Genomic DNA, 22456 nt, shown 5'->3' with positions numbered 1-22456 from the left:
TCGTGACGCCGGGAATGTCACTTGGGGCGGGTGACGTTCCGGGGCGGGGCGGGCGGCTTCGTCAGCGCGCTGTAGCGGCCCTGGCACTTCTGGAAGCGCGCATCCACCGAGCGCGCGAACCACGCCGTGGTGCGCTCTCCCTTCAGCTTGGGGCTCTGGAGCGTCACCTGGGGGAGCTGGGCGTACGCGGGGGATTCCCCTGTCTGGTTCGCGTACACGCGCTTCACCGCGCGGAAGGTCTCCGTGGACTCGAAGTCCTCTTCCTTCTCCTTCTTCACGTCGCGGCGGACCTGCCGCTCGCTCAGCTCCGGGGCGTGGTCTCGACGGAAGGCGAGCAGCGCCGCCAGGGACTTGCTGTCCTCCGAGCGGGGGTCGCCGTTCTTGTCATAGAGTTGCAGGTCTCCGTCCAGCACCAGCGACACCCGGGTGAGCTGGCCCACCTGGGCCTGGAGCGCGGCGTTGCGCGAGGCGTAGACGCCAGCGTTGTAGTCGGCGAAGCGGAAGAGGGGCTGGGGATACGCGGCCTCGTAGCCGAGCAGCCGCGCCGTGCCGAAGCGCACTCCACCCGTGCGCGTGTACAGCGACTCGCGCACCTTCACCGGGTCGGCGTCCTCGCCTTCCTTCTCCACCGCGTACCGGACGCTCACCTGCATGGAGCCCGCGGTGGTGACGGGGTTGAGGTCCTCCAGGCGCCGCGAGGAGAACAGGGCGCTGGCCAGGTTCATCGTCGCGAACGTCGTGGGGTACTCGGCTTCGTAGTACGCGAGCATGTCCCGGAAGAGTCGGTCGAGGTCTCGTTCCGTGCGCACGGTGCGCAGGCGCTCGTCGAAGGTGCGCTTCTGGCCGGCAGCCTTGCCCGCGAGCACCGAGGCCAATGCCTTGTGGCCCAGCGGGCCCAGCGTGTCCGCGTGCTCCTCCAGTCGTGTGCGGACCATGCGCGGGAGGTTCGGGACCGCGGGGTCCGACTGGAAGCCGGATTCCTGTTCGATGACGGCGAGCACGGAGCAAACGGCCGAGGGCGACGGCGGCACGTCCTCCGCTTCCAGCGCGGCGAGGACGTCTCGTGCCCAACCTTCGCGCTCCTTCACGTGGGGCGGGAGGAGCTGGGTGACCTGCTGGACCGAGAGACGCGGCGGTGGTGGCACGGTGGGCTCGGGCGTGCCCACGCCTCGCGGTGTACACGCGGCGAGTGCGCAGACCAGGGCCCAGGCGACGCGTGCACGTCCGCGCCGCCGCGTTCCGGTTCCACCTGGGCCTGGGTCATCCATCCGCTTTGCCTCCGGGCACGACACGAGGTTCCACCGAGGTTCGACGGTGGAACAGCCGGCGCGGCGACATCGTCCCGCCGCCGTGTTCCTCGACGGCGGGGCAGCGGGGCCATTCAGTCCGTGACTCGGGGCGTCATCCTACCTTGCCCCGAGGTGGCGGAGGGAGTGGGTTTCAGGCGGACTTCGGCTCAGCGGCGGATGCGCACGTCGCGCGCCACGGAGCGCCCACCCATGAGGACGAAGCGCGCTCGCACGGGGGTGCCTGCCTGGAGCTGGCGCAGGGAGACGCGCCGTCCCTGGCGCACGCCCTGGCTGCGCTCGTCGAGCGTCAGTACGTAGTCGCTGCCGTCGCTGTCGCGCACGGTGATGGTGTCGCGGCTCACGCGGGTGACTCGGCCGCTCACGGCGCTGGAGGCGATGACGACGTCCTCGAGCGCGCGGTTCGAGGTGTTCTCGGGGAGCGCGGCCTGCGCTGCGCGCGCGGCGCCCTTGAACCAGTCTTCATCGTCACTTGCCTGGACCGCTTCGGTGCCGATCATCACCCTGCCGGTCCCGGGGGCCTGGGCTGTCGCGCCGGTGGTGGTGCCGGTGCCCGTTGTGTTGCCGACCGCGGTGTTGCCGGTGCCCGTTGCACTGCTGGCCGCAGCGTTGCCCGTGTTTCTCGCGGCGTTGCCGGTGCCCGTTGCATTGCCGGCCGCCGCGTTGCCCGTGCTCCTCGCGGCGTTGCCGGTGCCCGTCGCATTGCCGGCCGACGTGTTGCCCGTGCTCCTCGTGGCGTTGCTGGTATTCCGTGCCGCCGCGTTGCCCGTGTTCCCGGTCGCCGCGTTGCCAGTTCCCGGTACGGTGCCGGTGTTCCTGTCCGCGTTGCCTGGAGCTTCAGCGGAGTCCTGCGTGGCGCCAGTCTGGCCCGTGACTCCTCCCGCCATGCTCGGAGGTGGCACCGCCTGCTTCGACTGTCCACTCGCGGACTGCGCACTCGTCGCGGGGTCTTGTCCTTGCCGCTCGGCACACCCAGACACCCACGCGCAGAGCCCCAACATTCCCACCCACGCCCATCGCCTGCCCATCCAGTCACCTCGCGTTCCCATTCCGCGTTACGTGCCAGGAGATCTGTGCAAGAGGCGTGCTCCTATCGACCAGGGCGTGGGCCTGAGCGCTCGTGAGGGCTCACCGCGAAGTGCCTCGGGCAGCCGAGGGACCTTCAACGCTCGGTCGCCTGCTCGCGAGGTGGGGCGGCTGGGGGCGCGACGTCAGCTCACGTGGGGTCCGCGTCGCTCAGGCCGTCATCGTGCGAGCCACGGCCTTCACGTGTGTGCGCACCAGTTCCCGCGCCGCCATCAACTCCGTGGCGTTGGCGGGCGTGTATCCCAGGCACAGCACCACGTCGTCCTCGGGTGACGCCCGCACGCCCAGCTTCATGTAATCGAGCATTCGCGGCACCGGCTCGCCCTCCGTGTCGCGCGTGAAGCGGCCGAAGACCGCGGCGTTCGGGTCTCTTCGGGGCGCTGTCTCCTTCAGCGCGAACAGCCGCCGTGTCGCCGCGAGGACGTCCGGCTTCTCCACCATCCGCTCCGGGCGCGCCGGTCCCGCGAGCTCCCACTCCAGCAGTCGCAGGCAGCCGCGCACGAACTCCACGTCGGTGATGACCAGGCCGTACAGGTACCAGTCCGCGCACGCGGCAAGCACCAGTCGCGCCTGCGCGTCCGTGAGCCAGCCGAAGGAGGGGCAGGTGAAGGTCTCGCACACCGATGAGCGGTAGACGCCGCAGTCGCGCAGGTCCGCGCCCCCCGTCACCTTCGGATGCCCCAGGCACCCCACCTGCTTGCGCTCCTTGTCCAGGAAGCCCAGCAGCGGACACACCCGGACTGCGGCGAACATCGGCGCCGCGCGCCGTGCCTCCACCAGCTCCCGCGCCGCCGCATGCCACGACTCCGGCTCCATCGGCGCTCGACGCAGCCGCTCCGTCTGCATGGCGAGCTGCTCCGTCAGCGCGACGCGCGAGTGGTCCTTGAAGTTGTAGAGGCCACAGCAGGCGCCGCACGAGGCGCCTCCACCGGGCTGACACAGGTGGAAGGAAACCGTCACGACTCACATCTTACGAACACCAACGATTTATGCAGCGGAATCGTAGCGAGCAGGCGGGCAACCGGCCCCAGGAGGGCAGGCGAGCGGGCGCCTCGGCCTGTCTGGGAGGCTCGCTCCACTCCTTCGAGGGTCGCCCCCCGGGAGAAAGACTCCCGGGACTCGGCGTGGCTTCACCCCTTCACCCGTCGGTGGGCGGTGGGCTCAGAACCACTCGGGCCGCATCCGGGCGTAGGAGTCCTCGCCGGTGCGGCACAGGTGAATCAGCAGGGGAATCCGGGGCAGCTCCACGGCGAACCAGTACTGCGCCGTCGCGAGCTTGCCCTCGTAGAAGTCCGCGTCGCCCTGGCCCCGCGCGAGTCCTTCCTTCGCGGCGGCGGCCTGCTCCAGCCAGCGCCACGCCACCGCCAGCACGCTGAACAGGTCCAGGAAGTCCGCGCTGTGGCGCAGCATCAGCTCCACCTCTCCCGCCGCCCCCCGAGCCCCCAGCTCCGCGACCAGCTCCGCCACCTCGCCCGTGGTGCGCTCCAGCGCCTCACCCCACGTGGCCTCCACGCCGGCCTTCCGGGCCCGCGCCACCGTGCGGCCCACCGCGTCCGCGAACGTCGCCAGCGCCGCGCCACCACCGGCCACCACCTTGCGACCCAGCAGGTCGAGCCCCTGGATGCCCGTGGTGCCCTCATGGATGCTGTTGAGCTTCTGGTCCCTCAGCCATGCTTCCGGCAGGTACTCACTGGAGTAGCCGTAGCCGCCGTGCACCTGCACCGCGAGCGCGTTGGCCTCGAAGCCGCGCTCCGCGGGGAAGCTCTTCGCCACGGGCGTCAGCAAATCCACCAGCAGCCCCGCGCTGCGCCGCGTGTCCTCGTCCTGGGCATGCGTCGCGAGGTCCGCCTGATACGCCGCCGTCACCAGCAGCGACAGGCCGCCTTCGACTATCGCCTTCTGACGCAACAACATGCGCCGCACATCCGCGTGCTCGATGATGGGGTGCTGCGGGCGCGTGGCGTCCTTGGCTCCCACGGGGCGGCCCTGGGGTCGCTCGCGCGCATAGGCCACGGCCTCGTGGTACGCGACGGACGCGGTGGCCACGCCGTTGAGGCCGACCATGATGCGCGCCTCGTTCATCATCTGGAACATGCACGCCAGCCCGCGCCCGGGCTGCCCCACCATCCACCCCCGGCAGTCGCCCGACTCGCCGTAGTTGAGCACGAGGCTGGGGATGCCCTTCCAGCCAATCTTGTGGATGACGCCAGCCACGCGGACGTCGTTGTCCACCAGCGCGTCACCCTCGCGCCGCCGCGCCGGCACCGCGAACAGGGAGATGCCTCGCGTGCCGCTCTCCACGCCCTCCGTGCGCGCCAGCGTGAGGTGCACGATGTTCTCGCTGAAGTCCTGGTCTCCACCGCTGATGAAAATCTTGGAGCCCTGGATGCGCCACGTCCCATCCGCCGCCAGCGTCGCGCGCGTCCTCACGTCCGCCAGGCTGCTGCCCGCCTGCGGCTCGGTGAGGGCCATGGTTCCCGTCCACTCGCCCCGGTACAGCGGCTCCATGAAGGCCGCCTTCACCTCCGCGGTGCCGAAGGCCTCCAAGAGGTGCGCCGCGCCGTGCGTCAGTCCCAGATAGGCATACGCGCTCAGGTTGGCCGCCATCAGATAGGCGCTGGCCAGCGCGTGGACGGTGAGCGGGAGCTGCTGTCCGCCGACTTCCGGAGGCCTTGTAGCGGTGAGCATCCCCAGCTCCACCAGGCGCGGATACAACTCGCGCATCAGCGGATGGACGCGGACTCGGCCGTTCTCGAACGTGGGCGGCTCCGCGTCCAGCGTCCGATACGTGGGGTAGAGCACCTCGCGCGCGAAGCGACGCGCGCTGTCCAGGAGCAGGCCGAAGGTCTCTCGTGAGTGCTCCGCGAAGGCGGGCAGTTCGCACAGGGCGGCGACACGCACCACCTCGTCGAGCTGGAAGTCCACGTCGCGGTCCGACAACAACGGATTGGGGCGGGGCGCGGTCATGCCCCGGTTGTTAGCAGGAGCATTACCAGGAGGCGATGGCCACTTCGAAGTCGAGCGCCTCCTCGTCGTGCTCTTCACCCGCCCCGCCGCCGCGCGTTCGCAGTGCGGAACGTCGCCAGCGCTTTCCCGGTCCGCGCGGTGACTGGTGTCGCTCACCCAGGGCTTCCAGAACGGCGAAGGTCATCGGCTCCACGCCCAGTCCCCTGCTGCCCGAGGGCCGACGCATCCGCCCCAGGATTCGGCGCCTCCGAGGTCCTTCATCCCAGCCCGACGCTGATGTGCTCCACATGACAGGCTCCTGCTCCTCGGAGGCATGCGTTTCCACTTGCACGTCTGGCGGCTGAAGTTGGGTCTGCACCTGGGTCCATGCCAGTGTGGGGAGCGCTCGCCCCTTCGCCGTCAGTAGGGAGGGCAACGGAGAGGCCGAGCGATTGTCTGCTCGTCTGCCATGACTCGCCGACCACTCACCCCGAGGACTCGACCGTCCGTCGTGGCTGCCCGCGCGGCGCGGTGTCGGGCACCGGATACTCCCGTCCATGCGACGCACGCTCATGCTCCTGGCCACGGCGCTGACGCTGGTCGCCGTCTTCCTGCTGCTGCACCTGCTGGGAGGACGCCAGTACGTGGGCGCGCTGTCCGGCACGAGGGAGGGCGGCGCGCTGGGGTTCGTCCTGGGCCTGCTCTACGCGCTGGCGTGGTTCGGCGCGGTGCTGTTGGCCCCCATCCTGTTGCTGGCGGGACTGGCGGGAGCCTCGCTCCAGAGAGCTCCCCCCACGCGACGCGGTTGAAAGTCCGCGCGAGGCCCGCGCGTTCTCGCGCATCATCGGGCGCATGAACCGCCCCGCGCTCGGAGCCGTCCTCGTGTCCGTTCTCTGCGTCCTCACTGGCTGTGCCGGCACCGCGCCGAACGTCCGGCACGTTCCCGAGGTGGACGCGCTCTTCGCGGACTACAACGGCCCGGAGCGGCCCGGGGCCAGCCTCGTCGTGCTGCGGGAGGGGAAGGTCGTGCTCAGCCGCGCCTATGGCCTGGCGGACGTGGGCACCCGGACGAAGGCCACGCCGGAGAGTCATTACCGGCTGGCCTCGCTCACCAAGCAGTTCACCGCGATGGCCATCCTGCTGTTGGTGGACGAGGGCAAGCTCCGGCTGGAGGACCGCGTGGTGGACGTGCTCCCCGGGTTCCCCTCGTACCTGGGCGAGGTCCGCATCCACCACCTGCTCCAGCACACCTCCGGCATCTGGGACTACGAGGCGTTCGTCCCGGCCACGCAGACCGAACAGGTGAAGGACCGCGACGTGCTCCAATTGCTCTCGCGCGCGGACCGCACGTACTTCCCGCCGGGAAGCGCGGTGCGCTACAGCAACTCCGCCTACGCGGTGCTCGCCCTCGTCGTGGAGCAGGTGAGCGGCACGTCCTTCGCCAGCTTCCTGCGCGCACGAATCTTCACCCCCAGCGGCATGGCCTCCGCCGTCGCCCACCAGGAGGGGGTCTCCACGGTGTCCCAGCGCGCCTACGGTCATGCGAGCCGCGAGGAGGGCTTCGTCCCGAGGGACCAGAGCAACACCAGCGCCGTGCTGGGGGATGGCGGTGTCTATGCGTCCGGGGTGGACCTGGCCGCGTGGGATGTCGCGTTGGATTCACACGCGCTGGTGGACGCGAAGACGCAGGCGCTCGCGTGGACGCCGGTGAAGCTCCCGGATGGCGCCTCCGGACGTTATGGCTTTGGCTGGTTCGTCGACGAGGACCAGGGCCGCACGCGCCTGTCACATCACGGTGAGACGTGTGGCTTCACCAACGCCATCGTGAAGTATCCGGACCAGCGTCTCACCGTCATCGTCCTGACGAACCGCGCGGGCGGCGCGCCGTGGACGCTCGCGCAGCAGGTCGCCGACCTGTGGCTGGGCACGGCCGCGACGCCGCGCCCCTGGCCTTTCGAAAGCATGGCCAACGCGCACTGAAACAGCGCGACAAGCCTCAGTGGCTCAGCCGCTCCGTCAACCAGACGCGCGCGTAGGCCCAGTCTCGTTTCATCGTGGCCTGCGACACACCCAGCGCCGTCGCCGTCTCGGGGAGGCTCAGGCCCGCGAAGTAGCGCAGCTCCACCAGCCGGGCGAGCCGGGGTTGGAAGGTCTCCAGCTCCGACAAGGCCCCCTCCAACTGGAGGACCTCCAGGTCAGGGCCCGGGGCTTCCAGGTCCAGGTGGCGGATGCTCAGCCACTCCCGCCGCGCGTCGCGCCGCTGATGGAGTGAGGCGCGGGCCCGGTCCACCAGCACCCGCCGCAGCGCCTGGACGGCGACCCCGAAGAAGTGGCGACGGTCCTCGGGTTGGAGCGCGTCCGTCCCGAACAAGCGCGTCCAGGCATCCTGAATCAGCACGGTGGGCTGTAGGGGATTGTGGGGAGCCACCTCGGGTTGGACGGCGCGGGCCATCCGCCGCAGCTCCCGATAGGTCGCCGCCGTCAGCGCGTCCCTCGCGCCCAGGTCTCCCTCTCGTGCTCCCTCCAACAAGACCGCCAGCTCCGTCGTGCTCATGGTGTCCCCCGCGGCTCCAACCGCGCCGCCCCACGGAAGCTCTCTCCGCGTCCCTCCTTAACGACGGATTCGCGGGAAATCCTTGAGTGGCCGGAAAGTACCCCTCACGCGGAAACCATCGGGCAAGGCCTGGAGATCGGAGTGGACGCCCGGAGCACGGCGCCGGGAGGTCGCGAGCGCTCGGCGGCCGTCCGCGCTTCGATACATCCCGAGTTGATACATCGACACGGACGCGGGCGGGCTTGTCACCGGGCTCAACGCAGCTCGTCGTTTGATGACAGGTCGCTGTTCCATGAACACAGTGGAGTTCTGCTCCAGATGTCGAGCCTGTCGACATGTCACAAGGTATCGCGCGAGGAGCAGACGGGCGGGGCGAGGAGGACCCGTTTACATTCGTGTCCAAGAAGCCCGAGCATCGTGTTCATCCATGCTTTTGCTCCGCGGTTCGTGTCACGTGTCGACAGCTTGTCGTGTCTCGGGTTTTTCAACGTGTCCCCCTGTGCAGGGTGGTTTCGCGGGGAGGGCCGTCTCGGGGTTGGCGAGGCTGGGGTGGATGGTGCTCATGCTGCTCGTGCTCGCGCCCTCGGCGCGGGCGGAAGGCCCGGGCGCGCGGAGCGTGGAGCTGGAGAGCGGGTGGCGGTATCGCTGGGGTGATTCGCCGGTGGGGCCGGATGGCGTGCCCACGTGGGCGCATGAGGCGGACGCGGAGGACTGGCGGCCCATGGTCGCGTTGCGTGAGCCTCCAGGGAAGGAGTCGAACACCTTCCTGTGGCTGAGCCTCCCCGTGCCGCACGGGACGTGGCCGGAGCCCGCGCTCTTCCTGGGCACGGTGGCGAATGCGTTCGAAGTGTACGCCGGGGGCCGCCGCGTCTACGCGAGTGGGACGCTGAATCCGTCGGGCCATGAGTCGATGGAGAACATGGCGTGGAATCTGGTGACGCTGCCTCCCTCGGTGCCAGGCACGCGGGTGCTGCTGCGCATCCAGAGCACCGGGCAGACCATCGGCGCGAGCCGGGAGGCGCGGGTGGGCTCGCGGCACGAGCTGGCCGCGCGGGTGACGCGTGACGGGCTTGCACCCTTCGTCATGGGCACGCTGCTGCTCGTCGTCGCGGCGGTCTCCGCGGGGGCGGCCCTGCTGCGGCGCCAGAGACGGATGTTGGTGGCGCTCACGGTCTTCGCCGGAGGTTCGGGGCTGATGTTGCTGGGCTCCAGCGGGCTGCTGGTGTCCCTTTGGGACGCGAAGCTCTTGAGCAGCCAGCTCACGCTGCTGGGCGCCTACCTCCTCCTGCCGGGACTCGGGTGGTTCATCTCCGACAGCATCCTGGAGGGCCAGCTGCGCTGGTTCCGCTGGGGCGCGACGGTGCTCTCCGTGCCCGCCGCCCTCCAGAGCCTGATGTTGTTCGTGGACCTGGGGACCGTGTATCGGCAGCTGCACCTCTTCACGTTCTACTCGCTGCCGTGCCTGTTCCTGTGCGTCATCGTCGCGGCCCGCGCCGCGTGGCGGGGGAGCATCGACGCGCGCATCTTCGTCGTGGGCCTGGGCGTGCTCACCTTCGTGCTGCTGCTCAGCACGCTGCCCCTGCTCGGGTTCACGGAGGTGACGGGCACCTACCACCACTGGGGCTTCATGGCGCTCACGGTGTCCCTGGTGGGCATCGTCGCGCGGCGCTCGACGATGGTGGTGCGCTCATTGGCGTCACACACGCGCCAGCTGGAGGCGCGGAGCAAGGACGTGCGGGAGCTGGCCACGGGCATGGGCCGCGGCGCCGGGGAGCTGGCGACGGTGGTGCAGCAGCTGCGCACGTCGAGCGAGGAGCAGACGGTGGGCATTGGCCGTCAGGCGACGGCGCTCAAGGAGTTGGAGCAGACGGTGCAGGAAATCCGTCAGGGCTCGCTGGTGACGGCGGACAAGACGCGCCTGCTGGCCAGCTCCATCGTCGTCGCGGAAGAGGCGGGTCGCGACGGCGGCGCGGCCATCGACCGGACGTTGAGCAACCTGGAGGCCATCCGGGTGGAGGTGTCGGAGATGGCCCGGCGCATCCTCGCGCTGGATGCGCGCACGCGGGAGATTTCCGGCATCGTCGACACGGTGAAGGGGCTCGCGGACCAGTCCAACATGCTGGCCGTCAACGCGGCGATTGAAGCCGCGCGCAGCGGTGAGCACGGCCGGGGTTTCGCCGTGGTGTCGCGCGAGGTGCGCAGCCTCGCGGACCAGTCCATCCTCGCCACGCAGCGCATCCGCGAGGTGCTGGAAGGGGTGAACACCAGCATGCGCGAGGCCGCGAAGATGAGCGAGCAGGGCGAGCAGCGGGTGAAGGTGAGCCTGGACGCGGTGCGCGTCTCCGGCTCGCAGCTGCAGAAGCTGGCGGGCATCATTGGCGACACCAGCAGCAGCGTGCGGCAGATTTCCATGGCCGTGTCCCAGCAGGACGCGGGCACGTCCCAGATAGCCATGGCCATCCAGGACCTGTCCGGACAGATGCAGCAGACGCTGCGGGTCGTGGAGGAGACGCAGCGGGTGTCGCGCTCGGTGCAGACGCTGGCGGAGAGCATGTCCGGCGCGGCTGGCAAGGCGCTCCAGTCGGGCACGCTGGGCGCGTGAGTGCCCGTGACGACCTCCGCCATGCGCGTGGCCACGTGCAGGCGCGTGCCGCCATGGTCGAAGCGCGTTCCCGGCGCGGCGACGGGGGCCAGCGTGGAGTGGGTGTTCACACACGCGGCCAGGGTGATGCCAGGCCGCGTGGTGAACGGGAGTTCCTTCTCCATGCCCACGCCCGGTGCGCCGAGCGAGGACAGGCCATGTCCCAGCTCAGTTCAGCGAGTGGGTTGGCCCGGACAGACGCCGCTCCAGTACCCGACATACGGCGTCGAGGTGTCACCCCAGGTGACGACGGTGCCTCGGCACTTGCAGATGATTCCGCCCACCTGCTCGAAATGGGAGGCGTCGCTGTAGAAGTTGTACTCCCACAGCATCGTGCCGTCGCACGCGTCGAGCGCACCCACCTGGCTGACGTTGGGGGCCTGCTCCGCGTCTTCCTCGCCCGTGACGCCGCACCCCGAGAGGACTCCGAACGCCAGCATGGCTCCGATGAGGTGACGCGACTTCATGTCGAACTCCGTGGGTGGAAGGTCTGATGCCACTGCGTGGCGATAGTAATCGAAGTCAGGGGTCGATGGGGGCGGGGCAGAGGGGGATGACGGAGTCGCACGCGAAGCGCTGGGTGCAGTAGCCGCCCGCCTGCGTGGGCCAGGCGTAGGCCGTCCCGTAGGCGGAGCCCGGGGGACACTCCAGGGTGTGCTCACTGACATGGCACCATTCAGCGGGGTCGCACTCCCAGGGGCCGGAGAGCGACTGGCGGACCGCGGCCTCGGCCTCGGGGCCTTGCGATTCAGCGCCTCCTCCACAGCCAGTCAGCAGCAAGGCCACCACGAAGGCACCGCTCCACGTCTGACGATTCATTGAACGCTCCCGGGGATGAGGGAGTGCGACTTCACTTCCAGTGGCGGCTGGCGCCAAGGAGAATCGAGGGGGCGGCGGTCCTGGCCGGGCGCGTCACCACCCGCTGGAGCCACCCCTGTCGCCAGCGCGCGTGTCCCGGCGAGTGTCCCCGAGGAGGCCTGCTCGCTGGGGCATTTGCGTGATTGCCTCGCGAGTGTGGTCGAATCTCCCAAGAAACAGCGCCTCGGGACTCCTAGGGTGGCTCATGGGAGGCCCGGGTAGAGGGAGTGGTTCGCATGCGGCGCATTCGTGTCATCGACAGTCATACCGGGGGTGAGCCCACGCGCGTGGTGACGGACGGAGGCCCGGAGCTGGGAGCGGGCGATCTGGCGAGCCTGCGCGAGCGCTTCCGCGAGAAGTTCGACGCCTTTCGCAAGGCCATTGTCTGCGAGCCTCGTGGGTCCGACGTCATGGTGGGCGCGCTGCTGTGTCCGCCCGTCAGCGCGGCGAGCGTCGCGGGCATCATCTTCTTCAACAACGTCGGCTATCTCGGGATGTGTGGCCACGGGACCATCGGCGTGGTGAAGACGCTGGAGTACCTGGGGCGCATCGGTCCTGGTGTCCACTCGCTGGAGACTCCCGTCGGCGTGGTGAAGGCCACGCTGCATCCGGACGGGCGCGTCAGCATCGCCAATGTGCCGAGCTACCGGTGGGCGCACGACGTAGCCGTGTCCGTGCCGGGGCATGGCGAGGTGCGCGGCGACATCGCCTGGGGTGGCAACTGGTTCTTCCTCTCCCGCGCCACGCACCTGCCGCTGGAGCTGTCACGGACGCCCGCGCTCCTGGCGTACACCTCCGCCATCAAGCAGGCGCTCGCGGACCAGGGCATCACCGGGGAGGGCGGCGCGGAAATCGACCACGTCGAGCTGTATGCCCCGTCTCCGACGCCGGGGGTGGATGCTCGCAACTTCGTGCTCTGTCCGGGGCTGGCCTATGACCGGTCTCCGTGTGGCACCGGGACGAGCGCGAAGGTCGCGTGCCTGGCCGCCGAGGGTGTGCTCGCGGAAGGCGCGACGTGGGTGCAGGAGAGCATCCTCGGCAGTCGCTTCGAGGCGCGTTACGTCCGTGACGGTGCGCGCATCCTGCCCACCATCACCGGCACCGCGTCCGTCAACGCGGAGGCCACGTTGCTGGTGGACCCGACGGACCCGTTCGCCTGGGGCATTGGATGAGCGCCTTCGACTGCGTCATCGTCGGCGGTGGCATCGTCGGCGCGGCGCTCGCGGATGTGCTCAGCGCCGACGGTGTGTCGGTGGCGCTCGTGGAGGCGCGGTCCATCGGCGCGGGGACGACGGCGTGTGGCATGGGCCACCTGGTGGCGATGGATGACAACGCGGCGGAGCTCGCGCTGACGTCGTGGTCCGTGTCGCTGTGGCGAGAGCTCGCCGATGGACTGCCTCGCACGGTGGAGTACGACGCGTGTGGCACCCTCTGGCTCGCCGCCGATGATGAGGAGATGGCCGCTGTCTCCGCGAAGGTGGCGAACTACCGCGCCGCGGGTGTCCGTGTCGAAGTGCTCGACAGCGCGGCGCTCTATGAGGCCGAGCCCGCGCTTGCTCCGGGACTCGTGGGGGCGCTGCGCGTCGTGGATGATGCCGTGCTGTATCCGCCGCTCGCCGCGCGGACCTTCGCGCTGCGTGCCCAGGCCCGTGGCGCGCGGCTGATGACGGGGTGTCCGGTTCGGGAGCTGCGCCCGGGAAGTGTCGTGCTCTCCAACGGTGACGTGCTGACGGCACGGCACATCGTGCTCGCGGCGGGGGTGGCCAGTCCCGCGCTCTGCCCTGGGCTGCCCATCTCTCCGCGCAAGGGACACCTGCTCATCACCCGGCGCGGGGCTCCCGTGGTGCATCACCAGTTGGTGGAGCTGGGTTACCTCAAGAGCGCGCACGGGACGGACGGCGCTTCCGTGGCGTTCAATGCCCAGCCACGTGTCACGGGGCAGCTCTTGCTGGGCTCATCGCGACAGCCGGGCGATGCGACGCGCGAGGTGGACGCGGCGCTCCTGGAGCGCATGCTGAAGCGCGCGGCCATGTTCCTGCCGGGGCTCGATGGCTTGCAGGCACTACGCGTCTGGACGGGGCTGCGTCCGGCGACCCCCGATGGGCTGCCGTTGCTGGGGCCGCATCCGGAGAAGCCGTGGCTCTGGCTGGCGTGTGGCCATGAGGGGCTCGGTATCACCACGGCCACGGGCAGCGCGCGACTGGTGGCGGACCAACTGCTCGGGCGCACCAGCGCCATTGATGCGCGTCCGTATTCACCCGCGCGCTTCCTGACGGCGTCTTCTCGGGAGACTGCTCATGCGTGAGACAGCGTCGAAGGCCGTCACGCTCGTCACCCTGCGCATCAACGGGCGCGCTGTCACGGTGCCGGTGGGGACGTCTGTCGCGGCTGCGCTGGCGATGACGGACAGCTTCGTCAGCCGCGCGGACTTGAGCGGGCGCCCTCGTGGGCCCCTCTGTGGAATGGGCGTCTGCTTCGAGTGCCGAGCCACCATCGATGGCGTGCCCGAGGTCCTCATGTGCCTGACGCCGTGCCGTGAGGACCAGGAGGTGGTGACCGATGCGTGAGGCCTGTGACCTCTTGGCTGGTGCCGGTCTCGGAAGGTTCGCCGCGGCTTGCCGCTCGGATGAGGTGCGCACCCATGCGTGAGGCGTGTGACCTCTTGGCTGGTGCCGGTCTCGGAAGGTTCGCCGCGGCTTGCCGCGCGGGTGAGGTGCGCACTCATGCGTGAGGCCTGTGACCTCGTGGTCGTCGGCGCAGGACCGGGCGGACTCGCCGCCGCTTGCCGTGCGGCCGAAGCTGGGCTGGATGTCCTTGTCCTCGACGCCCAGCCAGAGCCCGGTGGTCAGGTCTGGCGAGGCGAGGCCCGAAAGGGCACGAATCGTCTCGCGCGTCGGTGGCTCTCCCGCTTCTCCGCGTCGGGCGCTCGTTTTCGTCCAGGCGCCCGCGTCGTCGCCGCCCCCGAGCCGGGCGTGCTCCTGGTCGAAGAGGGTTCCTCCTCGTTCGCGGTGCGCTACGGCCGCGCGGTGCTCGCCACCGGCGCTCGCGAGCGCTTCCTCCCGTTCCCCGGTTGGACACTGCCGGGCGTGCTGGGCGTCAGCGGCCTCCAGGTGCTCGTGAAGGATGGCCTCCCCATGCGCGGCAAGCGCGTGGTGCTCGCCGGCACGGGCCCGCTGTTGCTCGCCGCCGCCGCGACGATTCACGCCCACGGTGGCGAGGTCCTCTACATCGCCGAGCAGGCCTCCGCCGCGAGCCACTGGAGCTTCGCCCTCCAGCTCTGGCGACACCCGGCCAAGCTGCTCCAAGGCGCCCTGATGTCCGCGACGCTCATCAGCGTGCCCACGTCCACGGACGCCTGGGTCATCGCCGCTGAAGGCGAGGACCGGTTGGTGTCGGTCCGCCTGTCCGTACGCGGTCGCGAGGAGCAACTCCAGTGTGACTACCTGGGCGCGGCCTATGGGCTCGTGCCCAATCTGGAAGTGGCCCGGCTGCTGGGCTGTGAGACCTCGGCGGGAGCGGTGGTCGTGAACGAGCGCCTGGAGACACGCGTCCCCAAGGTCCACGCCGTGGGCGAACTGCTCGGCATCGGCGGCGTGGACCAGGCGCTCGTCACCGGAGAACTGGCCGGACTCGTCGCCGCCGAGCAACCCATTCCCATCGAGCTGGAGCGCACCTGGCATCGCGTCCGCGCGTTCGCCGCCCGGCTCGCGCTGCATGACGCGCCCCGCGCGGAGCTACGACGACTGGCCACGCCCGACACGCTGCTGTGCCGCTGCGAGGACGTGCCCATGTCCGCGCTGGAGGGCTGTCAGAACCTGCGCGAGGCCCGGCTGTACGCCCGGCTGGGTATGGGCGCCTGTCAGGGCCGCACCTGCGGAACGGCGGCGCAAACCCTCTTCGGCTGGTCGGGCGAGGACGTGCGCCCACCGTGCCTCCCGGCGCGCATCGGCAGCCTGCGCCTTCCCTCGGAAGTTTCCTCTACCCACACGAGAGAGTCATGAGCCTCTGGACTGGTGTCCTCCCCGCCATCACCACCCCCTTCAACACGGACCTGTCCGTCGACCACGGCACGGTGCGCTCACACGTGCGCTGGCTGGTGTCGCAGGGCTGCACCGGCATCATCCCCTGCGGCTCACTGGGCGAGGGCGCGACGCTGAGCCTGGAAGAGAAGGCCGCGGTGATGCGCACGTGCGTGGACGCGGTGAAGGCGCCCGTCATCCCGGGCATCGCCGCGCTGTCCACCGCGGAGGCCGTGCGGCTGGCTCGCGCCGCGGAGGAGGCGGGCTGCGCCGGGCTGATGGTGTTGCCCCCGTATGTCTATTCCAGCGACTGGCGCGAGATGAAGGCACACATGTCCGCTGTCCTGCGCGCGACGAAGCTGCCGTGCCTGCTCTACAACAACCCCGTCGCCTACAAGACGGACTTCACCCCCGCCCACCTCGCGGAGCTGGCCGCCGAGCATGACAATGCGGTCGCCGTGAAGGAGTCCTCCACCGATGCCCGTCGCGTCACCGCCATTCGCGCCCTCCTGGGAGACCGGCTGGCCCTGGGCGTGGGCGTGGACGACTGCCTCGTCGAGGGCGTGGACGCGGGCGCGCGCTTCTGGGTGGCGGGATTGGTCAATGCGTTCCCCGCCGAGTCCGTGCGACTGCTCGAGCTGTCCCTCGCCGGAAAGAAGCAGGCCGCGTTCGAGCTGTACCGCTGGTTCCTGCCGCTCCTGCGCCTGGACACCGTCACCAAGTTCGTCCAGCTCATCAAGCTGGTACAGCAGGAAGTGGGCTGGGGCCACGAGCGGGTGCGTGGGCCTCGGCTGGAGCTGGCGGGTGCCGAGCGCGAGGAGTGCCTGCGCGTGTTGCGCGAGGCCCTGGCGAACCGGCCCGCGCTGTAGTGGCCGTTGCGCGGTGCGAAGTGTCCTGTATCGAAGCTGGAGGGGCGATGGGCCCCTCCCGGAGTGAGGTCGCTGCATGAGCTGGATGGGACTGTCCTTGATTGGCGCCGAACGCGGCGAGCCCGGTGGGCCGACGTTCACCGGCTGGAATCCCGCGGAGGGCGTGGCGCTCGAGCCTCGCTTCCACGGCGCGCGGCCCCAGGAGGTGGAGCGGGCCTGCGTGCTCGCGGAGCAGGCCGCCCCCACGCTCGCGGCGCTGTCCTCGCGTCAGCGCGCCGTATTCCTGGAGCACATCGCCGAGGCGCTCCTCGCGGCGGAGGCGGACTTCCTCGCCGTGACGCCGAAGGAGACCGGCCTTCCCCCCGCGCGCATCCAGGGGGAGCTGGGCCGCGCGGCCGGACAGTTCCGTCAGTTCGCTCGGCTGCTGGAGGAAGGCAGTTGGGTGGATGCACGTATCGACCGGGCCCTGCCCGAGCGCCGTCCCCTGCCGCGTGCGGACCTGCGCTCCCTGCTGCGCCCCGTGGGGCCCGTGGCCGTGTTCGGCGCGAGCAACTTCCCGCTCGCGTTCTCCGTCGCCGGAGGTGACACCGCGTCCGCGCTGGCCGCCGGCTGTCCCGTCGTCGCCAAGGCCCATCCCGCGCACCCCGCGACGTCGGAGCGCGCGGGCCTGGCCATCCGCGCGGCCGTGGCGGCGTGTGGGCTGCATGAAGGCGTGTTCTCGCTGCTGTTCGACGCGGGCACGGAGGTGGGCGCCTCGCTCGTGCGTCACCCCGCCATCCGCGCCGTCGGCTTCACGGGCTCTCGTGGCGGAGGTCGCGCGCTGATGGCGCTGGCCGCCGCCCGGCCCGTTCCCATTCCCGTCTTCGCGGAGATGGGCTCCATCAACCCCATCTTCCTCCTGCCGGAGGCGCTGGCCGCCCGTCCCCAGGCGATGGCGGACGCGCTGGCCGCGTCCATCCTCCAGGGCGCGGGCCAGTTCTGCACCTCGCCCGGATTGCTCGTGGCGGTGGAGGGCCCGGGGTACGAGGCCTTCCGCGCGCGGCTCGCGGAGAAGCTGGGGGCCGCCTCGGCCGCGCCCATGTTGTCGCCCGCCATCGCCGAGCGCTTTCGCGAGGGCGTGAGCCGTCTCGCCGCTCGCACGGACACGCGGACTTGTGCGCGGGGGGAGTCGAAGGCCGCGCTGGGCGCCGCCGCGCTGTTCGAGGCGGAGGCCCGCGTGGTGCTCGCCGAGAGCGCGCTCACCGAAGAGGTGTTCGGGAGCTGCGCGGTGCTGACCGTGGCGCGTGACGCGGCGGAGCTGGTGCGCGTGGCCTCGCGACTGGAAGGTCAGCTCACCGCGACGGTGATGATGGATGCGGGAGACACGGCGCTGGCCTCCGAGCTGCTCCCCACGTTGTCGGACCGCGTGGGGCGCGTGCTGATGAACGGTGTCCCCACCGGCGTGGAGGTCTGCCCGGCCATGGTGCACGGCGGCCCCTTTCCGGCCAGCTCGGATGGCCGCTTCACCGCCGTGGGCACGGGCGCCATCCGCCGCTTCGTGCGGCCGGTGTGCTTCCAGGATGTGCCGGACGCGCTGCTCCCTCCGGAGCTGCGCGAGGCGAACCCCCTGGGCCTGTGGCGAACGGTGGAGGGTGTACTGCGGCGGGAGTGACTCCCGGGTGCCCCGTCTTCACCCGGGAGTCACTCCCGGGCTTCACGGCGTCGCGTCGAAGCGGGCCTCCAGCTTCACGCCCGCGAACGCCGCGCGGGCTCTCACCATGGCGTAGTAGTAGACGCCGGTCTGCGGCGAGGGGATGTCCACCACCTCGTTGTTGCCGGCCAGATACGGGCGGTAGTCATACGCCGTCGTCGACGGCCACTGGTTGGCGCGGATGTAGAGGTCCGCGTTGCCCGTGCCGCCGCTCATCTGGAAGCGCAGGTTGCGCGCGCCGGCGGGCACCCAGAGGTAGAAGTACTGGATGTTGTTGCCGGCCAGCGGGCCCCGGTAGCAGCCGTTGTCCAGCATCCGCGTGTCCGCGCCCGTGCACGCCGTGCCGGTGCCAGGACCGGGGCCCGGGTCCGGATTCGCGCAGGTGCTCGGGTCGGTCGCGGTGGAGACGCAGTCAATCCACTGGTGGAACTCCGCGTCGTACGCCGAGCCCAGGCCGTCCAGCGACGTGCGATACCCGGTGTAGTTCCCCGCGCGGAACTGGCCGACGAAGGTGTCCACCTGCGTCGAGTGGCGCTCGAACATGAAGCGCACCGCGAGGTAGCCCCAGTAGTACACGCGCTCGGTGCCGCTGTTGTAGTCGTTGCGCAGAATCTGGCTGAGCTGGAAGCTCTTGCTGGTGCCAATCTCCACCGCGTCCGCGTTGTCGTCCTTCTTGGAGACGTACTCACCCAGGCCCTCAATCCACCAGATGGTGGGCTGGCTGATGCTGTCGCCGAAGTCGCCCTTCATGTCGAAGCGGCCGTCCAGGTAGTGGACGTACTCGTGGCGCAGGTTCCAGATTTCGAACGCGGGCCGAACCCACTCCGCCTCGTAGGCGATGAAGCGGGCCTGATTGCCGGACGCCGCCGGGTCTCCCTCCAGGTACATGCCACCGTTGTTGGTGTCGATGCCGAACAGCGCGCCGGCATACGTCTGGTAGTCCAGGCTGCTGTCGAAGATGACCATCTCCAGCGACGTGTTGTTGTCACTGGCGACGGGCAGGCGGCCCGTCTTCAGCTTGTCGTGGAAGTAGGTCTCCTGCGTGGCGAGCAGGCCACAGCTCTGCGTGAGCTGCGTGGCCGTCATCTCCTGGGCGCGCATGCGCAGCGTGGCGCCGCAGTTGTGCGTCACGCGCAGCACCGCCTGCTCCAGCGTCCTGCGGAAGTCGCAGATGCCGTAGTACGCGCAGTTGGTGCCGTCGTAGTAGTCGGCCATCTCCGCCGCGCCCACCCAGACGCCCGCGGTGGGGCCCGTCATCGAGTGGTTGGTGATGAGCGCCTTCACCTTGGGGCGCGTCTTCGTCTGCACCGTCCCCGGGTACTGGAGGAAGCGGGACAGCTCGCGGGCCGCGTTGACGGTGAGGTACTGGTTGTCGGTGCCCAGCAGGTGCTCGGTGCGCAGGCCGAAGGAGTCCAGCGAGTCGATGATGGACGTGTCCTGCTGCACGGCCGCCACGAAGTCGTCGTTGTAGTGGCCGCGGAACAGGCCGACGAAGACGTTGTTGGTGGCGCTGCGCATGTACCAGGAGGCCAGGGCGGTGTTGTTGAAGCGGTCCAGCAGGCCCTTGAAGGTGCCCAGGTGCCGCGCGTTCTCGCTCGAGCTGTCGATGAGCGTCACGAACTCACTGAGCACCGCGCCGTGGTCGTCGTTGACGTCCCGGAAGTGGCTGTTGGCCACGAAGGCGGCCAGGGCCGGGCGGATGGCGTTGGCCAGCGCCGTGCCGTAGCTGCCCACGACGTCTGGGGCGTAGTACTGCACGTAGTACCCCGCGCGCAGGAACATGATGAGCTGGAGCGTCTGGCCGCTGTTGTTCCCCACATAGGCCTGCGCGCTGGGGGTGAGCGCGTTGGCGATGGTGACCATCTTGCTCTCGATGAACACCTGCCGGGCGAGCGTGCCCGAGACGCTGAACAGCGTGTTGATGCAGTCCGTCGGGGAGCCCTTCACCAACGTGACGAGCGCCGTGCCAGAAGCGGACCCGAAGGCCGCCGCGTCACACGCCAGCAGGGAGCGCTTCGGCGCGGGCGGGGTGAGCGCCTGACGCAGCTGCTCCGGGGAGACATCCGGCTGCCGTTCGTCGGGTTGGATGCGTTGGTGCGCATGCTCCAGTCCATGGACGCGCTGAGCAGGCTCGGCCGGGGGAGGACCTCCAGGGCGGGCGTCCGCTCCGGGTGCGAACAGGGTGAGACAACAGATGGCGAGGACGATGTGACAGCGACACCAATCCGTGATTGGACTGCGCATGGCTTCGTGCTCCTCGAGTGGGGGGCTTGCCGCACGGTGTCGTCCCTTCCGAGTGACACCGACGTGGGTTTCACGCGGTGTTCAAGGTATTCCTGAGCACGTGTGACGTTCTTGTGTCTTTCCCTTGTGGGGACGAATGGAAACCACCAAAACGCGTGAAACCTTGGAACACTGGCGGATGGGCTTCATGGGGCGGGTGGCGAATCCGCTGTTCGCGGAGGAGCTGTTCGACCGGGTGCCGGACATCGTCTTCTCGGTGAAGGACATCCGGGGGCGCTACGTGTGCATCAGCGAGGCGTGCGCGGAGCGCTGTGGCCTGAAGAGCAAGGCGGCGGCGGTGGGGCGCACGGCGCACGAGCTGTTCCCCCAGCACATGGCGGACCGGTACGTGCGACAGGACGAGAAGGTGTTCCGGACGGGGCGCGCGCTCGTGGACAACCTGGACCTGACGTTGTTCAACAGCCGCAAGCCGGGCTGGTGTCTGACGAGCAAGGTGCCGCTGTTCGACGCCACGGGCGAGGTGATGGGGCTGGCATGTCTGTCCAAGGACGTGCACGAGCCGGGGCGCGCGGGGCTGGTGGACGAGCGCTTCGCGGGGACCATCGACTACATCCAGGCGAACTATGGGGAGCGGCTGCGCATCGACTCGCTGGCGCGGCGGGCGGGGATGTCCGCGGCGCAGTTCGAGCGGCGGATGCGGCGCATCTTCCAGCTGTCGGCGGGGCAGTTCATCATGAAGACTCGCATCGACGCGGCGGCGGAGCGACTGGTGGAGGATGCGCAGCCCATCGCCGCCATCGCGCTGGCGGTGGGCTTCTGTGACCAGAGCGCGCTGTCGCGCCAGTTCAAACAGGTGACGGGGTTGAGCCCGCGACAGTACCGGCAGCTCGTCGTCGCCACGTCCGCGTCGGGAGCGCCCCGGGGCAAGCGGGCCCGCTGAAGGGAGGGGGCCTTCCCCAAACCCTCGCGGATGTGGTGCGCTGGCGGGCACCGATGAAAGCGACCGCGTTCCCCGTGTCCACCGTCGCATTCCATGTCGTGGCGCTGGCGTTCTTCGGCGGCTGCGCGGCGTGGCTCGTCCAGGAGTCGCAGGCGCTCGGTGGGCGTCGGGGGATGATGGCCCTGGCGGTGGCCGTGGCCTCGGGAGGACAGGTGTTGCTGTCGCTCGTGGCGCTGGTGTCGCTGCTGCGGGCGCGGGCGCTCGTCGCGCTGGGCTCGCGGGCTCGGATGGGGACCTATCTCCAGATTCTCGCGGGGATGGGGCTGCTGGCGCTGCTCGGCGTGCACCTGGTGTATTCGGAGGCGCGGCCGGCGCTGGGGAGCTTCTGTCTGGGGTTGGCGGTGTGGCTGGGCGCCATCGGCCTGCACCTGGTGCCGGGATTGTTCCTCGCGGGTGACGGCTTCATCGACCCCTTGGGGCGGCGCACGCGCTTCTCGGAGTTGGAGTGGTTCTCCTTCCAGAAGGGCGACGGCGAGCCGCCCCGGGTGTTGCTCCAGGCGGGACGAGGAGCGTCGCTGCGCCTGGAGGCGCGGCTCGCGCACGACGCGGTGGATGGCGTGCGAGGACGGCTGCTGCAGGTGGGGCTGTCTCCGCGCGCGCCCGGGCGCTGAGGCTCACTTCTTGGACGGTGGCGCGGGGAACATGGCGGGCGTGGTCCGCTGCTTCCACGGGTCTCCGCCCACGCCGAAGTCGACGAGGTGGAACGGGTTCTCTCCGCCCATGCGCACCAGGCCCAGGCCGGGGACGGCGGCGGACCACTCGGCGGTGATTCCTCCGGAGAAGGTGTACTCCAGCACCTCCAATGTCTTTCCGGCGACGGTCTCCGTCGTCTTCTGGAGGAACTTCCCTTCGCGTCTGGATTTGGCCGAGTCCTTCTTGAAGGGCTCGGCTGTCTCACGGGACTTCTCTCCGGGAATGGTGGCTCTCATCAGCAGGACGTTGTTGGAGCCGAAGCGGTCGCCCTCGACGAGGAATTGGATGGTGATGCGGCCCGAGGAGGGGACCTCTATCTCCATCTCGAGCCATCGTCCGCGCTTCTCCTGATAGCGCCCCGGCGCGCCGACCTTGACCACGAAGCGCGAAGGGCCGTCCGTGGCGAGGGCTTCGTAGCGCGCCCAGCCTCCCTCGCGCGGAACGATGGGGAGCTCGGGAAAGCCCTGGGGAGTCGCCACCTGGGCCTGGACCAGCACGGCCAGCAGGGAGAGCAGCGCCGCGGCACCCATCATCCACATCCTTCCCATT

21 protein-coding genes are annotated in these 22456 nt (G+C 69.9%); 11 read left to right on the top strand and 10 right to left on the bottom strand.

Annotation, left to right across the window (positions count from 1 at the left end; genetic code table 11):
• Positions 1-17 precede the first annotated feature (17 nt).
• The 5 genes from HUA78_RS11330 to HUA78_RS11310 form a co-directional block, all read right to left on the bottom strand.
• Positions 18-1166, bottom strand: coding sequence for a DUF1615 family protein (locus tag HUA78_RS11330; RefSeq protein WP_371745551.1), 1149 nt, complete (start codon positions 1164-1166; stop codon positions 18-20).
• Positions 1167-1456: 290 nt separating this feature from the next.
• Positions 1457-2194 (bottom strand): hypothetical protein, encoded by a 738-nt coding sequence (locus tag HUA78_RS11325; protein WP_174476273.1) that lies wholly within the window; start codon positions 2192-2194, stop codon positions 1457-1459.
• Between the two features lie 349 nt (positions 2195-2543).
• Complete coding sequence (locus HUA78_RS11320; protein WP_174459903.1) at positions 2544-3353, bottom strand: hypothetical protein; 810 nt, start codon at positions 3351-3353, stop codon at positions 2544-2546.
• 201 nt (positions 3354-3554) lie between these two features.
• Positions 3555-5360, bottom strand: a complete 1806-nt coding sequence (locus HUA78_RS11315; protein ID WP_174459902.1) for an acyl-CoA dehydrogenase — start codon at positions 5358-5360, stop codon at positions 3555-3557.
• Positions 5361-5382: 22 nt separating this feature from the next.
• A complete protein-coding gene (locus HUA78_RS11310; RefSeq protein WP_174465393.1) occupies positions 5383-5649 on the bottom strand; it encodes a hypothetical protein in 267 nt (88 codons plus the stop codon).
• 247 nt (positions 5650-5896) lie between these two features.
• Between HUA78_RS11310 and HUA78_RS11305 the strand changes: the two genes are divergently transcribed.
• The gene (locus HUA78_RS11305; protein WP_174457368.1) at positions 5897-6148 is read left to right on the top strand and encodes a hypothetical protein; all 252 of its coding nucleotides are present in this window, start codon (positions 5897-5899) and stop codon (positions 6146-6148) included.
• Between the two features lie 43 nt (positions 6149-6191).
• Positions 6192-7319, top strand: a complete 1128-nt coding sequence (locus HUA78_RS11300) for a serine hydrolase (protein ID WP_174476272.1) — start codon at positions 6192-6194, stop codon at positions 7317-7319.
• 16 nt (positions 7320-7335) lie between these two features.
• On the opposite strand, the gene HUA78_RS11295 is transcribed toward HUA78_RS11300, so the two are convergent.
• Complete coding sequence (locus HUA78_RS11295; protein WP_174476271.1) at positions 7336-7893, bottom strand: ECF-type sigma factor; 558 nt, start codon at positions 7891-7893, stop codon at positions 7336-7338.
• 553 nt (positions 7894-8446) lie between these two features.
• Between HUA78_RS11295 and HUA78_RS11290 the strand changes: the two genes are divergently transcribed.
• The gene (locus HUA78_RS11290; RefSeq protein ID WP_174457365.1) at positions 8447-10495 is read left to right on the top strand and encodes a methyl-accepting chemotaxis protein; all 2049 of its coding nucleotides are present in this window, start codon (positions 8447-8449) and stop codon (positions 10493-10495) included.
• A 212-nt stretch (positions 10496-10707) separates the two neighbouring features.
• Here HUA78_RS11290 and HUA78_RS11285 read toward each other — a convergent pair whose 3' ends face one another.
• Entirely contained in the window at positions 10708-11001 is a 294-nt protein-coding gene (locus HUA78_RS11285; RefSeq protein ID WP_141643001.1) for a hypothetical protein, read from the bottom strand.
• A gap of 55 nt (positions 11002-11056) precedes the next feature.
• Positions 11057-11353: a hypothetical protein gene (locus tag HUA78_RS11280; RefSeq protein WP_174457363.1), complete on the bottom strand. Its 297-nt coding sequence runs from the start codon at positions 11351-11353 to the stop codon at positions 11057-11059.
• 275 nt (positions 11354-11628) lie between these two features.
• Here HUA78_RS11280 and HUA78_RS11275 point away from each other — a divergent pair, with 275 nt between their 5' ends.
• The 6 genes from HUA78_RS11275 (at position 11629) to HUA78_RS11250 (ending at position 17931) form a co-directional block, all read left to right on the top strand.
• A complete protein-coding gene (locus HUA78_RS11275; protein ID WP_141643003.1) occupies positions 11629-12564 on the top strand; it encodes a proline racemase family protein in 936 nt (311 codons plus the stop codon).
• Positions 12561-13697 (top strand): FAD-binding oxidoreductase, encoded by a 1137-nt coding sequence (locus tag HUA78_RS11270; protein ID WP_174465390.1) that lies wholly within the window; start codon positions 12561-12563, stop codon positions 13695-13697. The genes HUA78_RS11275 and HUA78_RS11270 overlap by 4 nt, the downstream gene beginning before the upstream one ends.
• Positions 13690-13959 carry a (2Fe-2S)-binding protein gene (locus HUA78_RS11265; RefSeq protein ID WP_141643005.1) on the top strand — a complete coding sequence of 90 codons (270 nt, stop codon included), beginning with the start codon at positions 13690-13692 and terminating at the stop codon, positions 13957-13959. Before HUA78_RS11270 ends, HUA78_RS11265 begins: the two co-directional genes overlap by 8 nt.
• A gap of 156 nt (positions 13960-14115) precedes the next feature.
• Positions 14116-15393, top strand: a complete 1278-nt coding sequence (locus HUA78_RS11260; protein ID WP_174476270.1) for an FAD/NAD(P)-binding oxidoreductase — start codon at positions 14116-14118, stop codon at positions 15391-15393.
• On the top strand, positions 15390-16280 hold the full coding sequence (locus HUA78_RS11255; RefSeq protein ID WP_174457358.1) for a dihydrodipicolinate synthase family protein: 891 nt from the start codon (positions 15390-15392) through the stop codon (positions 16278-16280). The genes HUA78_RS11260 and HUA78_RS11255 overlap by 4 nt, the downstream gene beginning before the upstream one ends.
• A 76-nt stretch (positions 16281-16356) precedes the next feature.
• Entirely contained in the window at positions 16357-17931 is a 1575-nt protein-coding gene (locus tag HUA78_RS11250; RefSeq protein WP_174459895.1) for an aldehyde dehydrogenase (NADP(+)), read from the top strand.
• 42 nt (positions 17932-17973) lie between these two features.
• On the opposite strand, the gene HUA78_RS11245 is transcribed toward HUA78_RS11250, so the two are convergent.
• Complete coding sequence (locus HUA78_RS11245) at positions 17974-20214, bottom strand: M9 family metallopeptidase (RefSeq protein ID WP_174476269.1); 2241 nt, start codon at positions 20212-20214, stop codon at positions 17974-17976.
• 136 nt (positions 20215-20350) lie between these two features.
• On the opposite strand from HUA78_RS11245, the gene HUA78_RS11240 reads away from it, so the two are divergent.
• Both HUA78_RS11240 and HUA78_RS11235 read left to right on the top strand, forming a co-directional pair.
• Complete coding sequence (locus tag HUA78_RS11240; RefSeq protein ID WP_254623669.1) at positions 20351-21154, top strand: AraC family transcriptional regulator; 804 nt, start codon at positions 20351-20353, stop codon at positions 21152-21154.
• A 53-nt stretch (positions 21155-21207) separates the two neighbouring features.
• Entirely contained in the window at positions 21208-21825 is a 618-nt protein-coding gene (locus HUA78_RS11235) for a hypothetical protein (protein ID WP_174476267.1), read from the top strand.
• Positions 21826-21828: 3 nt separating this feature from the next.
• Here the strand turns inward: HUA78_RS11235 and HUA78_RS11230 are convergent, their stop codons facing one another.
• Complete coding sequence (locus tag HUA78_RS11230) at positions 21829-22440, bottom strand: hypothetical protein (protein WP_174476266.1); 612 nt, start codon at positions 22438-22440, stop codon at positions 21829-21831.
• Positions 22441-22456: the final 16 nt, after the last annotated feature.

The organism is Myxococcus sp. CA033, assembly GCF_013336625.1.
Taxonomy (GTDB): Bacteria; Myxococcota; Myxococcia; order Myxococcales; family Myxococcaceae; genus Myxococcus; species Myxococcus llanfairpwllgwyngyllgogerychwyrndrobwllllantysiliogogogochensis.
Note: the sequence above shows the minus strand (reverse complement) of the source record. Positions and strands in the feature narration are given on the sequence as shown.